This is a genomic window from Ralstonia sp. UNC404CL21Col (assembly GCF_000620465.1).
Classification (GTDB): domain Bacteria; phylum Pseudomonadota; class Gammaproteobacteria; order Burkholderiales; family Burkholderiaceae; genus Ralstonia; species Ralstonia flatus.
On record NZ_JIBE01000004.1, the window covers coordinates 410,750 to 427,204 of the forward strand.

The 16,455-nt window shown below is 64.3% G+C and carries 12 protein-coding genes; 4 read left to right on the forward strand and 8 right to left on the reverse strand.

The window, feature by feature from the left end; genetic code table 11:
- Window positions 1–25: 25 nt before the first annotated feature.
- Window positions 26–1,492 (forward strand): hypothetical protein, encoded by a 1,467-nt coding sequence (locus N511_RS0109960; RefSeq protein ID WP_051530883.1) that lies wholly within the window; start codon window positions 26–28, stop codon window positions 1,490–1,492.
- A 180-nt stretch (window positions 1,493–1,672) separates the two neighbouring features.
- Here the strand turns inward: N511_RS0109960 and N511_RS0109965 are convergent, their stop codons facing one another.
- From N511_RS0109965 to N511_RS0110000, 8 genes are all read right to left on the reverse strand, one after another.
- Entirely contained in the window at window positions 1,673–4,408 is a 2,736-nt protein-coding gene (locus tag N511_RS0109965; RefSeq protein WP_027679158.1) for a nitrate reductase, read from the reverse strand.
- A 304-nt stretch (window positions 4,409–4,712) separates the two neighbouring features.
- On the reverse strand, window positions 4,713–5,939 hold the full coding sequence (locus N511_RS24000) for an NAD(P)/FAD-dependent oxidoreductase (protein ID WP_051530884.1): 1,227 nt from the start codon (window positions 5,937–5,939) through the stop codon (window positions 4,713–4,715).
- 2 nt (window positions 5,940–5,941) lie between these two features.
- Complete coding sequence (gene nirD / locus N511_RS0109975; protein WP_027679159.1) at window positions 5,942–6,280, reverse strand: nitrite reductase small subunit NirD; 339 nt, start codon at window positions 6,278–6,280, stop codon at window positions 5,942–5,944.
- A gap of 23 nt (window positions 6,281–6,303) precedes the next feature.
- Window positions 6,304–8,859: a nitrite reductase large subunit NirB gene (gene nirB / locus N511_RS0109980; RefSeq protein WP_027679160.1), complete on the reverse strand. Its 2,556-nt coding sequence runs from the start codon at window positions 8,857–8,859 to the stop codon at window positions 6,304–6,306.
- A gap of 14 nt (window positions 8,860–8,873) precedes the next feature.
- Window positions 8,874–10,196: an MFS transporter gene (locus N511_RS0109985; RefSeq protein WP_027679161.1), complete on the reverse strand. Its 1,323-nt coding sequence runs from the start codon at window positions 10,194–10,196 to the stop codon at window positions 8,874–8,876.
- Window positions 10,197–10,583: 387 nt separating this feature from the next.
- A complete protein-coding gene (locus N511_RS0109990) occupies window positions 10,584–10,877 on the reverse strand; it encodes a hypothetical protein (RefSeq protein WP_027679162.1) in 294 nt (97 codons plus the stop codon).
- A 162-nt stretch (window positions 10,878–11,039) separates the two neighbouring features.
- Complete coding sequence (locus N511_RS0109995) at window positions 11,040–11,294, reverse strand: GlsB/YeaQ/YmgE family stress response membrane protein (protein WP_004627540.1); 255 nt, start codon at window positions 11,292–11,294, stop codon at window positions 11,040–11,042.
- Between the two features lie 112 nt (window positions 11,295–11,406).
- The gene (locus N511_RS0110000; protein WP_027679163.1) at window positions 11,407–12,951 is read right to left on the reverse strand and encodes a methyl-accepting chemotaxis protein; all 1,545 of its coding nucleotides are present in this window, start codon (window positions 12,949–12,951) and stop codon (window positions 11,407–11,409) included.
- Window positions 12,952–13,384: 433 nt separating this feature from the next.
- Here N511_RS0110000 and N511_RS0110005 point away from each other — a divergent pair, with 433 nt between their 5' ends.
- The 3 genes from N511_RS0110005 to N511_RS0110015 are packed head-to-tail and all read left to right on the forward strand — an operon-like array spanning window position 13,385 to window position 16,377.
- Entirely contained in the window at window positions 13,385–13,945 is a 561-nt protein-coding gene (locus tag N511_RS0110005; protein ID WP_004627541.1) for a GbsR/MarR family transcriptional regulator, read from the forward strand.
- Between the two features lie 15 nt (window positions 13,946–13,960).
- Window positions 13,961–15,349 carry a cytochrome ubiquinol oxidase subunit I gene (locus N511_RS0110010; RefSeq protein ID WP_027679164.1) on the forward strand — a complete coding sequence of 463 codons (1,389 nt, stop codon included), beginning with the start codon at window positions 13,961–13,963 and terminating at the stop codon, window positions 15,347–15,349.
- A complete protein-coding gene (locus N511_RS0110015; RefSeq protein WP_027679165.1) occupies window positions 15,346–16,377 on the forward strand; it encodes a cytochrome d ubiquinol oxidase subunit II in 1,032 nt (343 codons plus the stop codon). The genes N511_RS0110010 and N511_RS0110015 overlap by 4 nt, the downstream gene beginning before the upstream one ends.
- Window positions 16,378–16,455 lie beyond the last annotated feature (78 nt).

A 16,455-nucleotide genomic window follows, 5' to 3' on the forward strand; every position in this document is an offset into this window, starting at 1 on the left:
GTTCTCTGCCTGTACTGGAATTTCCATGTCGTCGCAATCCCGATACTTCCGCTTGCCTACCCCCTATCCGCTGCCCGTCAAAACCCCTGTAGAAACCGGCCCCAACGCGCCCGCCGCCTATGTGTTGGGTGTGCTGTGGCGCAGCCCCCTCATGTGGATCGACTACCCCACACACTGGAACCTGTTGTGGACACAGGGCATGGCCGAGCGCAACCCCAATGACACCGACAGCCCTGAGCTCAAGCTGGGCGACCCGACGGGTGTGCTGGTGCGCCCTGTGCGCGTGGTGTGGAAAACAGACAACCCCAACCCGGTCTATTGGCGGACCTTGGTTGAGTTGATCCGCGATCCGCTGTACCCCCTGGGCTATCACTACGCGGTGGACCGAAACTATTTCTACTCCATCCAGCACGGCACCAACCGGCCGGACTTTGCCGACATCAAGGTGTTCGCCGGCATGCCCCGCGCGTGGATCGATACGCCGACCTATATCAAGGAAGAGCGGTATCGCAATGGCAGTGACCGCCTTTCCCGTCACTTCCGTTTGGGCATGCCCGCGCCATCGATCCTGGCCGAGAACGAAGCCCATGCCGAAGCACGCATGCCGGACTTCTTCACCAAGATGTACATCAATCGTGGCGAGCCACAGCGAGGTCTTGGTGCCGACCAAGAAATGACCATCGGCCTGCCCACCTTCACCCTGAAGGCGGCTCGACGGTTGTTCACCAGTGAGGTTTTCAGCGAAGCCAACGCAATGGACCTGGAGTCGTTCCCGCAAACCAAAGTCCCCGACGTGACGGTCATGGCCGGCGAGGAAACGGTCGGCTTCTATGACCTGAAGGAGGCTATCGCCTACCTGAACGCCAACCCGCGCAAGACTGTGTGGGTCTACACCATGGATGCGCCGGGCTACCCGAAGGGCGGGCGCACCGACGAGAACTCGGTCCTGCTCATCCTCGGCCACCCGAATGCCGATTGGGGTTACACACCGCTGTCGGCCCTCTACATCCCGCAGCAACACGAAGGCGGCATTGGCGCCAAGGCGGCCACGCCGGGCGGCGCCTGGAGCGCGCTCATGCAGACCATGCAGGCGCAAGCCCCGTCAGGTCATCCGGTCGGCCGCGTCTATCACGACGTGGACAAGCATGCCGCCAACGTCAACACGTTGATGAGACCGCTGCGCGCCGCTGTGCACCAACAGTGGCCGGACCTGGACCCCATCGAGAACGTGCGCAGCGTCTCCGAACACGCCATCGGCGGCCTACGTGCCGCAAGTGCTGGTCTGAACATCGCCCGCGCCACGGCGTTTGCAGACCAGACCGGCAACAGCGCCGTCGTGACCAGCGCTGCGAATCCGAATGACGCATGGAGTGTCTTGGTGGCGCCGCCGCCGCACTGGGTCAAGCGCGATCCGCCCAAGCAGTGGCCACGCGCTGGTGGACGGACCAATGCGTATCTGCCTTGGTTTGGGCAATGGACTGGCGACCAATAGGTCCTCTTGATTGATAACCAATACAGTGAACGGCAACCGCAGTATGAGCGGGCGTTCAGTTCACGGATTTCGGCTCTTGCGCCCCACTGCCCTTCGCGCGATAAGTGAGCAAACTGCACATGCGAACCGTCGTTACAGCCATGATGGCAACACGGCGCAAAACCTGCTCGCCAAGCAAAGTCACGCCGCCTGCTGCACGCGCGCCTCCACCAGCAACCGCTTCAGCTCCGGCACGCACGAGCCGCAATTGCCGCCCGCCTTCAGGCAGGCCGTGATCTCGCCGGTGGATTGCAGGCCCTGCGTGCGGATGGCATCGCAGATGGTGTTGCGGCCCACGCCAAAGCATGAGCAGACGGTGGGACCGACGTCGACGCCCGCTTCGATCGGCTGGCCGAGCAGCACGCCCGCCCGATCGACGTCTTCCAGCCGTTCTTGCGCGAACAGGCCGGCCAGCCAGTTGCGCGACGGCAGGTCCGGGCGCGGCGAGAGAAACACACAGGCTTCGATGCGGTCGTCCACGACGTGCACGGCGCGGTAGACGCGCGCGGTGGCGTCTTCGTATTCGAGCCAGTCGGCGTGCGGATCCGCTACGCCGAGCAGCGCACGCGCCCAATCGTGTACGGCACCCAGTTGCTGGCGACCGGCCAGCTCATAGCGCACGAATTGCTTGCCCTGGATGCGCGTCCACCACGTTGCATCGTCGGTGTCGAGCGCGCGGCGCGAGAGCACAAAGCCGTGCCATGCCACGTCGAACGGCTCGACCATCACCGGCGTGTGCTTGAACTCGGGCTCGCCGGACACCGGGTCGACCACCGGATTGACGACCGCACCCACACGCGCATCGGAAGCAAACTGGCCGTTCCAGTGGATCGGCACGAACACGCTGCCGCGCGCGATGCCGCCCGTCATGCGCACACGCGCCACCACGCTGCCCCAGCGCGAGGACACGCGCGCCAGGCCGCCCTCACGCACGCCGGCCAGCAGCGCATCGTGCGGGTGCAGATCGACGAACGGTTCGGGCACGTGATCCGCCAGCTTGGGCGCGCGGCCGGTGCGCGTCATGGTGTGCCATTGGTCGCGCACGCGGCCGGTGTTGAGGATGAGCGGATATTCGCTATCGGCCGCATGCGCGGGGGCACGGGCCGGCGTCGGCACGAAGCGCGCGCGGCCATCGGCGTGGGCGAAGCGGCCATCGCTGAACAGGCGCGCTTCGCCCTTGCCCGACGTTGCGATGGGCCATTGCACCGGCGACATGCCGTCGTATGCATCGGCATCGAACCCGGCCAGGCCGCCGAGGTGGAAGACGCGGCGAATGCCGCTCGCACCGTTGGCGTAGGCGGACAGTCGCGCGTGTTCGTCGAACACATCGTGCACGCGCTTGAAGTCGAAGCCCTCGTAACCCATGCGGCGGGCGACGTCGGCGATGATGTCCCAGTCGGCGCGCGCCTCGCCGGGCGCGGGCAGAAAGGCGCGCTGGCGCGAGATGCGGCGCTCGGAGTTCGTCACCGTGCCGTCTTTCTCGCCCCAGCCCAGCGCCGGCAGCAGGATGTCGGCCAGCTCGGTCGTGTCGGTGGCTTCAACGATGTCGGATGCGACGACGAGTTCGCACCTGGCGAGTGCACGGCGCGCCTGGTCCGCATCCGGCAGGCTGACCACGGGGTTGGTGCCGATGATCCACACGGCCTTGACGCGCCCGTCTTCAATGGCGTTGAACAGGTCGACTGCCTTGAGGCCCGCCTTGTCTGCCATGCGCGGCGCGCCCCAGAACGTCTGCACGAGATCGCGATGCGACGGCTCGTTCAGCTCCATGTGCGCAGCCAGCATGTTAGCCAGCCCGCCCACCTCGCGGCCGCCCATGGCATTCGGCTGGCCGGTAATCGAAAACGGCCCCATGCCCGCGCGGCCGATACGGCCCGTGAGCAAGTGGCAGTTGATGATGCTGTTGACCTTGTCCGTGCCCGCCGTCGACTGATTCACACCCATCGAGAACGCGGTGATGGTGCGCTCGGTGTCGGCAAACCAGCTGTAGAAGGTGAGCAGATCGTCGAGCTTGAGCTTGCAGGCCTTGGCGACGGCTTCGACGTCCTCGCTCTCGGTGCCGGCGGCTTCCAGGGCGGCGTCCGGGCCGTTGGTGTGCAGCGTGACGAAGTTGCGGTCAACCACACCGCGCCGCGAGAGGAACGACAGCAGGCCGTTGAACAACCGCACATCGGTACCGGGCTTGATGGGCAGATGCAGATCGGCCAGCTCGCACGTGGCCGTGTGGCGCGGGTCGACCACCACCACTTTCATCTCGGGCCGCGCTTCCTTGGCACGCACGATGCGCTGGAACAGGATGGGGTGGCACCACGCCGTGTTGGAGCCGACCAGCACGATGAGGTCCGCCATTTCCAGATCGTCATAGCAGACGGGCACGAGGTCTTCGCCAAACGCGCGCTTGTGGCCGGCCACAGCCGACGACATGCACAGCCGAGAGTTCGTATCGATGTTGGCCGTGCCGATGAAGCCCTTCATCAGCTTGTTGGCGACGTAGTAGTCCTCAGTCAGCAACTGGCCGGAGACGTAGAGCGCGACCGCATCTGGGCCGTGTTCGTCGATGATGCGGCGGAAACCCTGGGCGACGGTGTCGAGCGCGGTGTCCCATGTCACGCGCTGCAGCGGGGCAATGGAGGCGTCGACGTCATGCGAACGTTCGCGGATGGCGGGATAGAGGAGGCGGCCATCGAGGCTGACGGTTTCCCCCAGCGCGGCGCCCTTTACGCACAGGCGACCTGCGTTGGCGGGGTGGGTCGGATCGCCTTGAATGCTGACACTGCCATCCGCTTGCGGGGTCGCGAGCACGCCGCAGCCGACGCCGCAGTAGGGGCAGGTGGTGCGCACGGCGTTTGTTACTGGGTGGATGGGGATGGTGGTCATCGTCGTCTCTGTGGTGCTTTGCTTGATTGGTGCATCCCTTGTTTCATCCCCTGCCGGGGCTGACTCACTTTTCTTTGTCTTGCCAAAGAAAAGTAAGCAAAAGAAAGGCGCGCCCGAGATGGCGACTTCCCCTTGGATTTTTGTAACCGGGCGGAGACGGGGAAAACTCGCTGCGCTCAGACAGTTCCCCGTCTTTTTTCCGCCCGCTTACAAAAATCCAAGGCGCCATCTAGGGCAGGTAAGTCAAAGGCCACACCGGGGGCGTACGAAGGGTGTTGCCGGTTTCGTATCTTGCCGGTGTTCATTACGCGGCTTCCGCTTCGCAGAGCGCTCGGCCAAACAACAGGCGCTGGCGGATCGACGTGATGGGCACTTCGCGTTGGATCAGGTCGAAGTACCACGGGCCGTCGGCCACGTCGCCGTACAGCACCGCGCCGACGATGCGGTCTTCCTTCAGCACAAGGCGCTTGTAGACGCCGCGGCGCGGGTCGCGCAGCACGATGTCTTCGGTGCCATCGCCGCCGATGAAATCGCCAGCGGAATACAAGTCCACGCCCGTGACCTTCAGCTTGGTCGCCGTGGCCTGCTGGATATAGCGGCGGTGTCCGGCGCCAGCCAGGTGCGCGGCACACACGCGGGCCTGGTCCCAGATCGGTGCAACGAGACCGAACGTTGCGCTGCGGTGTTGCACGCATTCGCCCACGGCGTAGATACGCGGGTCGTAGGTCTGCAGCGTATCGTCGACGATGATGGCGCGTTCGCAATGCAGTCCGGCGGCCTTGGCAAGCTCAATGTTCGGGCGTACGCCGGCAGTCATGACGACGAGGTCGGCGGGAATTTGGGTGCCATCCTTGAAGCGCACGGCAGTCACGCGGTCTGTGCCAAGCAGCTCGGCCGTGTGCGCGCCCAGCAGGAAGCGCAGGCCCTTGGCTTCCAGCGCCTTCTGCAGCAGTTGTGCGGCGGGCTTGTCCAGCTGGCGCTCCATCAGCGTGTCGGGCAGGTGCACGACCGTCACGTCCATGCCCTGGCGCATCAGCCCGTTGGCCGCTTCGAGCCCGAGCAGGCCGCCGCCGATGACGACGGCATGCCGATGGTTGCGCGCCGCCTCCAGCATCGTCTCCACGTCCTGGATGTCGCGGAAGGCGATCACGCCCGGCAGCAAATGCCCCGGCACCGGCAGGATGAACGGCCGCGAGCCGGTGGCGATCAGCAGGCGGTCGTAACGCATCTCCACGCCGTCTCGCGAGCGCAGCGTGCGGCGCGGGCGATCGATGGCGACGACCGGGTCGCCGGCATGCAGCGTGATGTGGTTCTGTGCGTACCACTCACGCGTGTTGAGCATGATGTCGTCAACCTGCTTTTCGCCTGCCAGCACAGGCGAGAGCAGGATGCGGTTGTAGTTGCCGTGCGGCTCTTCGCCAAACACGGTGATGTCGTACAGGTCCGGCGCGAGCTTGAGCAATTCCTCGACCGTGCGCATGCCGGCCATGCCGTTGCCAATGACGACCAGCTTGGGGCGCGCCGACGTCATGCTCACACTCCCACCCAGATAGTGCCGTTCTCGACCTTGGTCGCGTACGCGTGCACGGAGTTGGCCGGCGCTTCCAGACACTCGCCGGTGGTCAGGTCGAAATGCTGCTTGTAGATCGGCGACGCCACGACGATGCGCTCGCCCAGATTGCCGATGAGCCCGCGCGAGAGCACGGCAGCATGGGAATTGGGGTCGTAGTTGCCGATGGCGTACACGCCTTGCGACGTGTTGCCGGCCACACGGAACACAGCAACCTGGTCACCGTCCACCAGCGCGCAGACGCCGGTGTTGGGAACGATGTCGTCCACGGCACAGATGGGCGTCCAACGGGATGCTTGCATGGCGTTCTCCTCTTCTCTCGGGCTCAAGCGGCTTCAGCAACAACGGGAATGCGCACGCGCCGCGTCTTGGCACGCTCCTCGACCGTGGCGGGGCGGATCTGGCCGCGCTCTTCAACGAAGACGACATTCGCATCCTTCGCTTCGCTGTTGACGAAGTGGCGGAAGCGCTTGCGCACGTCGGGGTTGGTCACGGCCGTCTTCCATTCGTCCTGGTAGGTGTCGACCACATGCTGCATCTCGGCTTCGAGTTCGGCCACGATGCCCAGCTTGTCGTTGACGACCACGTCCTTCAAATAGTCGAGACCGCCTTCGAGGTTGTCGCGCCATGTGCTGGTGCGTTGCAGGCGGTCGGCCGTGCGCACGTAGAACATCAGGAAGCGGTCGACATACTTGATGAGCGTTTCCTGGTCGAGGTCGGCCGCCAGCAGTTCGGCATGACGGGGCTTCATGCCGCCGTTGCCGCACACATACAGGTTCCAGCCTTTCTCGGTGGCGATGATGCCGACGTCCTTGCCTTGTGCCTCCGCGCATTCACGCGTGCAGCCCGACACGCCAAACTTGATCTTGTGCGGCGAGCGCAGGCCCTTGTAGCGGTTCTCCAGCGCAATCGCAAAACCGACCGAATCACCCACGCCATAGCGGCACCACGTCGATCCCACGCACGATTTCACCGTACGCAGCGATTTGCCATACGCGTGACCCGACTCGAAACCGGCCGCGATCAGTTCTTCCCAGATCAGCGGCAGTTGCTCCAGGCGCGCACCAAAGAGGTCGACACGCTGGCCACCGGTGATCTTGGTGTACAGGCCGTATTTCTTGGCGACCTGGCCTACGGCGATCAGCCCGTCTGCCGTGACCTCGCCGCCCGGCATGCGCGGCACCACGGAGTACGTCCCATCCTTCTGGATGTTGGCGAGGAAGTAGTCGTTGGAATCCTGCAGGCTGGCGTGCTCTTTCTTCAGCACGAAGTCGTTCCAGCACGAAGCCAGGATGCTCGCCACAGCCGGCTTGCAGATGTCGCAGCCCATGCCGCTGCCGTGCGCTTCCAGCAGCGCTTCAAAGGACTGGATGCGGCCCACGCGCACGAGGTGATACAGCTCCTGGCGCGAATACGGAAAGTGCTCGCAGATGTGGTTGTTGACGGCCAGGCCTTGCTTCTTCATCTCGGCCTTCATCACCTGCGTCATGAGCGGCACGCAGCCGCCGCACGAGGTGCCGGCCTTGGTCGCGTCCTTGAGCGCACCCACGGACATGGCGCCGGCACACACGGCCTGGCACAGCGCACCCTTCGACACATCGTTGCACGAGCAGATCTGCGCGCTGTCGGGAAGTGCATCCACGCCCAATGCGGGGCGCGCGTTGCCATCGGCCTGCGGCAGGATCAGGAATTCCGGCGCCTCAGGCAGCTCGATGCGGTTGAGCATCATCTGCAGCAGCGTGCCGTATTCCGATGCATCGCCCACCAGCACGCCGCCCAGCAGGTATTTGCCGTCTTCCGACAGCACCAGCTTCTTGTAGATCTGCTTGCGCTCATCCGTGAACAGCACGCTGCGGCTGCCCGGCGTCACGCCCTGCGCATCGCCCAGGCTGGCGACGTCCACGCCCATCAGCTTGAGCTTGGTGCTCATGTCGGCACCGCTGAACTCCGACGCGTCGTCCGCCGCCAGGATCTGCTTGGCGGTGATGCGCGCCATCTCGTAGCCGGGCGCAACCAGGCCGTAGACCTTGCCGCCCCACAGCGCGCATTCGCCAATCGCGTAAACATCCGGCGCGGAGGTGCGGCACTCGGAGTCGATCACGATGCCGCCGCGCTCGCCCACGTCCAGCCCGCAGGCGCGCGCCAGTTCGTCGCGCGGGCGGATGCCGGCCGAGAAGACGACCATGTCGGCTTCCAGGTGCGTGCCGTCGGCAAAGTTCAGGCGATGCGTCGCCGTTTCGCCGTCGACGATCTCCGACGTGTTCTTCTGCGTGTGGACGGTCACGCCCAGGTCTTCGATCTTCCGGCGCAGCATGCGGCCGCCGCCGTCGTCCACCTGCATCGCCATCAGGCGGCCGGCAAACTCGACCACGTGCGTTTGCAGGTTCATGTCGCGCAGCGCCTTGGCGCATTCCAGCCCCAGCAGGCCGCCGCCGATGACAACGCCCGTCTTGGCGCGCTGGCCGCATTCGGCCATGGCTTCCAGGTCTTCGATGGTGCGATAGACGAAGCAGTCCTTGCGGTCGCGGCCCGGTACCGGCGGCACAAACGGCGACGAGCCCGACGCGATGACGAGCTTGTCGTACGGCAGCACTTCGCCGGTGGAAGCCGTCACGGTTTTGGCGTTGGTGTCGATGGCCGTGGCGCGGGCGTTGAGCTTGAGCACCACGTCATCGCGATCAAAGAAGCCCGGCGCCACGAGCGAGAGATCATCCGCCGTCTTGCCCGTGAAGAATTCCGACAGGTGCACGCGATCGTAGGCGGGGCGCGGCTCTTCGCACAGCACCGTCACCTGGAGGTGATGGCCGGGTGCATGCAGCAGGCTTTCCAGAAACTTGTGGCCCACCATTCCGTGGCCAATGACGACGATCTTCATGGTCATGGTGATGTCCTCTTTCAGGCGTTGCCGGCGGCGGCCAGCGTGTTGTCGTACAGCGCTTGTTCGCGGGCCTTGTGCTCTGCCGAGAAACGCACGGCAATGGCGCAGATGGCCGACAGCGCCACCAGCACGCCAAGGATGGACAGCGTGGCCTGCGTATCGGCCATGCCCTTGAGCAGGAAGCCCGCCGCCACCGCGCCCGCGTTGCCGCCCGCGCCGATGATGCCGGCCACACCGCCCAGCGCACGGCGATCGATAAAGGGCACCAGCGCATACGTGGCACCGCACGCCATATGCGTGAAGAGGCCGAAGCCGAGCATCGCCAGAATCGCCACCGGCACGCTGCCCGCATGGGCAAAACCGAACAGGCCGAGGCCCTCGCCCAGCATCAGCAGGCACAGCAGTTGTGTGCGCGCATCCAGGCCGCGCTTGGCTGCCACGCGGTCCGAGACGATGCCGCCCAGCGCGCGGGCAAACAGTGCGAGCAGGCCGAAGCTGGCCGCGGCCATGCCGGCAGCCGAGAGCGACAGGCCAAAGTGATCGACGTAGTAAGTAGCGGCGATGTTATGGATGAAGATCTCCACGCCAAAGCACGCGCCGTAGGTGATGAACAGCAGCCACACGCGGTAGTTGCCGGCGGCCGTGACGAAGCTGCCCCAGCCACCCTTCTTGCCGCCGTCGATGGTCTTGCCGGCGGCGCGCAGCGCGCTGAAGTTGCCTTCCGGGCAGTCCTGCGTATAGCGCCAGTACAGCGCCGCAACGATCAGCATTGCCACACCGGGCACCACCATGGCGATGCGCCAGCCCATGCTCTGCGTGACGCCCATCATCACGATGGCGGTCAGCAGCAGCGGCATCGTGCCTTGCGCCACACCGCCGCCTGCGTTGCCCCAGCCGGCCGCCGCCGCGTTGGCCGTGCCCACCACGTTCGGCGCGAACATGACCGACGTGTGGTACTGCGTGATGACGAAGCTCGCGCCGATCGCGCCGATGGCCAGGCGGAAGAACAGGAAGGTCTCGTAGCTTTGCGCCAGTGCCACGCCCAGCACGGGGATGGCTCCCAGCAGCAGCAAGCCGGTGTAGGTCTTGCGCGGCCCGAAGCGGTCGCACAGCGGCCCGACAATCAGCCGCACCAGGATCGTCACCGCCACCGCGGCGATGTTGATGTTGGCGATCTGGCCAGGTGTGAGATGGAATTCGCCCTTGAGCACCGGCATGAGCGGCGCGCAGGCAAACCACGCGTAGAAACACACGAAGAACGCGAGCCACGTCAGATGAAAGGCGCGCATCTGCGGCGTGCGCAGGCTGAACAGGTCGATTCGGGTCGCTTTGCCGGTCATGTTGAATCCCATCAATCAGGGGCCGAAAAAAAAGAAAGGCGTCCGAGAGCCCGGCTGCAGTAGCCGGGGTCTGGGACGCCGTTGTCCAAGTAGCCCTGAGCACCAGGGCCTTCACCACGAAGCGCGCGAATCGCCTTTGACCCGCGCCATGGTGCTATGCAACAGGTATGCCAAGGAGGCAAAGCCTTGAGCTATCGCGGTTTGCGGGAAATTGCCCAGAAATCGGGCGGGGCGCTTGCCTCATGCGCGGGCACCGCGCCGCACGGTTTCGGTGCGAGCGCGATTCGGGATGGTGCGGCACAGCAAATGCGTCGGCCGCCGCCACGGGCAACCGGCACATCACAAGCAGCGCTGACGGGAAGGGACGCTGCCGATCTGGTTTCGGCGTCAGTAGCCGTGCGTCACGATCGACAGCACCGACAGATCCGGATGCGAGCCGTCGACAATGCTGCGCGCCACGTGCACGGCTTCCTCCATGGCCTCTTCGGGGCTGCGGAAGGTGTCATCGCCATCGGCATGAAAGGGTACGACATGACCGGGCAGGTGCGGATCGGCGCCGGGGTGGCACACGTAGCCGGTGTAGGTGTAGCGCGTGGAGTTTGCCCGAGTCGGGCTTGGCACAACGTGAATTTCGAACCCTTCGTAGAGTTCTTGCGGTGCGGTGGTGAATTGGTCAGACATGGTGGCCTCGCCGGGTTAGCGTGTACCGGCCCCGCCGGCGCTTGTGGCGCGGCGGGGCTGCCCTTTGGTTCAACCAGTCTAGGTGATGCGGTGCATGTTGAAACCCGGCGGTTGGATGACATGCGCATCCACCGCCGTTCTTGGCGCCGGTGCTGGCGCCCGCTAGGCGCGCTTGATCAGCCGGATGATGAACAGCAGGATCACCGCACCGATCACCGCCGTGATGATCGAGCCGATCCACCCGCCGCCCAGCGAGATGCCCAGCACCCCGGCCAGCCATCCGCCGATGAACGCGCCGACGATGCCGACCACGATGTCGACGAAGATGCCGAACCCGCCGCCCTTCACCAGGATGCCGGCCAGCCAGCCCGCCACCGCGCCGATGATCAACCAGGCAATCAAACCATGTGAGGCCATGTTTGCGCTCCAGAGAATGTGCGTTTTGAGGGACGTTACTGCATAGGCATAGTAGGCGAAGACAGCACAATCGCCATGTGCGTTCGACGGCGTTTTTGCAATTGCCTCGGGCTCAACGGAACACGTTCACCGCCTCCACCAGGCGCGTGGCCTGAATGCGCAGGCCCTCGGCCGCAGCCGCGCTCTGGCCGACCAGGGTGGCGTTCTCCTGCGTGACCTGATCGAGATGGTTGACCGCCTGGCTGACCTGCGTGATGCCCTCGGTCTGCTGCGCCGTCGCCAGGCTGATGTCGGCAATCATGGCCGAGACCTTTTTGACCTGTTCGACGATGTCGTCCATGGTCTTGCCGGCATCGTCCACCAGCCGCGAGCCCGATTCCACCTTGTCGACGCTGGTGCCGATCAGCTCCTTGATCTCCTTGGCGGCGCCGGCACTGCGCTGCGCAAGCGCACGCACCTCGCCTGCCACCACAGCAAAACCCCGCCCCTGTTCGCCAGCGCGCGCGGCTTCCACCGCAGCATTGAGCGCCAGGATGTTGGTTTGAAAGGCGATGCTGTCGATCACGCCGATGATGTCGGCGATCTGCTTGGCGCTCTGCGAAATGGCGCTCATGGTCGCCACCACCTGCTCCATGGCGCGACCGCCATTGACCGCCGCCTGCGTGGCCTCCCCAGACAACGTGTTGGCCTGCCCCGCGGTCTCGGCGTTGCTGGCCACGGTGGCGGTCATCTGCGTCATCGAGCTGGAGGTTTCTTCCAGGCTGGCAGCAGCCTGCTCGGTGCGAATGTTGATGTCACCGTTGCCCTTGGCGATTTCCTGACTGGCCGATTGCACGTTGACGACCTGCTCCGCCACATCGTCGATCAACCAGCGGAACATCAGGCCAAGCTGGCTGATCGTGCGCAACGTCATGCCGATCTCGTCCACCCGGTCTGCAATGGCGACTTTCCGGCTCTCGCCCGAGGCCACACTCAGCGCCAGCTCCTGCAGCTTTTCGAGCGGCGTGGCGATCTGAACCTTCAACGACCACGACGCCAGCGCCAGGGCCACAAGCAACGCACCGGCAAAACCACCGAGCGCCGCACCGGACATGCCGAAGCCCCACGCCAGCGCCACCAGCGCGGGCAGCAATGTGAGAAAAGTGAGCCGAATGCGCCAGCGCACCGGCATGACCTGAAAGCCCGAACGCCACGCCATCAGCCCGGTTCTCACGATCAGGCCCTTGTGAAACTTGCGGCTGCCCGCTTGGCCCGTGCGGAAATCCTTGTAGAGCGCCTCGGCCCCCGCGATTTCCTCGCGCGTGGGTTTGGTGCGCACCGACATATAACCGCTGGTCCGGCCGTTACGCACCACGGGCGTCGCGTTGGCGCGCACCCAATAATGGTCGCCATTCTTGCGGCGGTTCTTGACCAGCGCCGTCCACGGTTGCCCCGCCTTGAGCGTGGCCCACATATCGGCAAATGCCTCGGGTGGCATATCCGGGTGGCGGACGATGTTATGCGGCTTGCCTTCAATCTCTTCGCGGGAAAAACCGCTCACCTCCACAAACGCCGCGTTGGCATAGGCGATGTAGCTCTGTGTGTCGGTGGTCGACATGAGCGTGGCGTTGTCCGGGAACTCGTATTCGCGCTGGGTAACAGGTTCATTGACACGCATGGGGAATCTCCTTTGATGATTTGCTTCGCAACGGTTATCGGCATGAAAGCCGCGTTATTAAGACCGAGATAACCCCATTTTTTGTGAAGGCTGTTTTCTTGGCATCGTCATTTGCCCAAGCAGTTATTGCAAGATGAAAATGATGATTGGGTGCCTACCTCATATCCAGTAAGCCTTTACCGTAAATCGAAGCGGATTACCTCAGCCCACCTGCTCCGTTAATCCCTCATTTGCGTTAATTCTGGCCGTCTTAATGCGGTGCATATCGCGATAACAACACGCCATACGTTTTCATGTGAGGACGACTCACATGTACGGGGCACGGAACGCCCCCCTGCAACGTCTGCACGCCCGCGACAGCGCGTCACATTGCACCGCCCGTCAGGACGCCTAAAATTTCAGAAATTCCTGAAAATTGAGAAAGATCAAAACAATGCAACTCTCTCCCTTGAAACAGCGCTTCGTCCTGCATTTCGGCGAGATGGGCAGCCGCTGGGGCATCAACCGCACCGTCGGGCAGATCTACGCGCTGCTCTACGCCGCGCGCGAGCCGATCAACGCGGACGAGATCGCCGAGGCGCTGGGCTTCTCGCGCTCGAACGTGAGCATCGGGCTGAAGGAGCTGGAGTCCTGGAAGCTGGTCCGCCTCTCGCACAAGCCGGGCGACCGGCGGGAATATTTTTCCGCCCCGGACGACATCTGGACCATCTTCCGCACGCTGGCCGAGGAGCGCCGCAAGCGCGAGATCGACCCCACGCTCTCGCTGCTGCGCGACGTGATGCTCGAATCCCCGACCGACCCCGACGACCGCCACGCCCAGGCGCGCATGAAGGAGATGTACCAGCTCATCACGCTCATGACGAACTGGTTCGACGACGTGCAGAAGCTCGATGCCGAATCGCTGCAGCAACTCATGAAGATGGGCGCCAAGGTGCATAAGTTGCTGGAAATGAAGAACAAGCTTGCCGTCGTCGTTGGCGGCAAGTCCAAGTAGCCCCCGAGAAAGCCCATGTCACTCGATCCCGTTGTCCTTGCGCGCGTGCAATTCGGCGCCAATATCACGTTCCATATCCTCTTTCCCACCATCAGCATTGCGCTGGCGTGGGTGCTGCTGTTCTTCAAGCTGCGCTTTCGCAAGACCGGCGATGCCGCTTGGATGGCTGCGTACCGCCTGTGGGTGAAGGTGTTTGCCCTGACCTTCGCGCTGGGCGTGGTGTCCGGCGTCACGATGAGTTTCCAGTTCGGCACCAACTGGCCCGGCTATATGAATACCGTCGGCAATATCGCGGGCCCGCTGCTGGCGTACGAGGTGCTGACCGCCTTCTTCCTGGAGGCGAGTTTCCTCGGCATCATGCTGTTCGGCACCGGCCGCGTGAGCGAACGCATTCATACCTTCGCGACGTTTCTCGTGGCGCTCGGCACGACGATTTCCGTGTTCTGGATCATCGCGCTCAACTCGTGGATGCAAACACCGGCCGGTTACGAAATGATCGACGGCCGCGCCCATCCGGCAAGCTGGCTCGCCATCATCTTCAATCCGTCGTTTCCGTATCGATTCACCCACATGCTGCTGGCGTCGGGCCTCACGGTCGCGTTCCTGCTGGCGGGGCTGTCGGCGTATCGGTGGCTGCGCAACGATCGCGCTGCCGATGTGCGCGCCACGCTCAAGACCGGCGTGGTGCTGGCGGCCGTGTTGATCCCACTGCAGATTGCCGCCGGCGATGCACACGGCCTCAACACAATGGAGCATCAACCCGCCAAGCTGGCCGCGATGGAAGGCATCTGGCAAACCGAACGCGGCGTGCCCGCCGTGCTGTTCGGCATTCCGGACGAAGCAACCCGCAGCAATCGCTACGAAATCGCAGTGCCGAAGGCGGCATCGCTGTATCTCACGCATTCACTGGACGGCGAGGTGCGCGGGCTGGACCAGTTCGATCGGCATCCGCCAGTGCTGCCGGTGTTCTCCGCGTTTCGCCTGATGGTGGGCGTGGGCCTGCTGATGTTGGCCGTCTCGTGGACAACCGCCTGGCGCCTGCGCCGCAACGGTGAACTGCCACGCTGGCTCGCACGCGTTCTGGTGGCGATGACGTTTTCCGGATGGCTCGCAGTGGTGGCCGGCTGGTATGTCACCGAAATCGGTCGCCAACCCTGGCTCGTGTATGGCGTGCTGACCACCGCGCAGGCAGCGTCGTCCGTGCCGGCCGCGATGATCGGCAGCACGCTCGCGATGTACCTAGCGCTGTATGCATTCCTTATCGCCGCCTACATCGGCGTGGTCTTCTATCTGGCCCGCAAGGCCGGTGGCGTGATCGACCCCACCGACCCCGATGCCACCGGCACGCCCGTCATCGAAACACCCAACCCGGTCTTTGCCCAACCCGCCCGGAGCCAAGCATGAACGCCATCCCCGACCTCACCCAACCCGCTGGCTGGCTGCCGGTGGTCTTCATGGCCCTGATGGGGATTGCCGTGCTGGCTTACGTTGTCCTCGACGGCTACGACCTCGGTGTCGGCATCCTGCTGCGCCGCGCAGACGACGCCGAGAAGGACACCATGATCGCCTCCATCGGCCCGTTCTGGGACGCCAACGAAACGTGGCTCGTGCTCGGTGTCGGGCTGTTGCTGGTGGCGTTTCCGGCCGCCCATGGCGAGATCCTGGGCGCGCTGTATCTGCCGGTGGCGCTGATGCTGTTCGGCCTCATCCTGCGCGGGGTTGCATTCGACTTTCGGGTCAAGGCGCGCGCGCACCACAAGCCGTGGTGGAACCGCGCGTTCTATGCAGGTTCCGTCATCGCGACGGCGGCGCAGGGCCTGATGCTCGGGCTATACATCACCGGCTTTCAGTACGACGCCGCCAACGTCATCTTTGCGATCTGCACAGCGGGCGGCCTGATTGCCGGCTACCTGCTGCTGGGCGCCACGTGGCTCATCATGAAGACGGAAGGCGCGCTGCAGCTGCGTGCGGTGCAGTGGGCACGCGGCAGCCTGTGGTTCACCGCGCTGGGCGTGGCCGCCGTGTCGCTGGCGACGCCGTGGGTCAGCACACGCGTGTTCGACAAGTGGTTTGCACTGCCGAACATCATCCTGCTGGCGCCCGTGCCGCTGGTGACCATCGTGCTGTTCCTGCTGATCGACTGGGTGCTGCGCCGCCTGCCGCAGCAGATTGCCAAGGGCGATGAACATCTGATCTGGGCGCCGTTCGTCGGTACCGGGGCCATCTTCCTGCTTGCCTTCAATGGCCTCGCCTACAGCCTCTTCCCGTATCTGGTGGTGGATCGGCTCGACATCTGGCAGGCCGCCAGCGCGCCGGAATCGCTTGAATTCATGCTGGTGGGCGTGGCGATTGTGCTGCCGACCATCGTCGGCTACACGATCTACTCGTACAAGGTGTTCCACGGCAAGGCGACGGAGTTGCGCTATTACTGATACTGAACACGCCGCCCGCACACGGCATTGACCGGACTGCGGGCGGACGTTTAGGCTGGTGCGCTTCCGACCTCACCG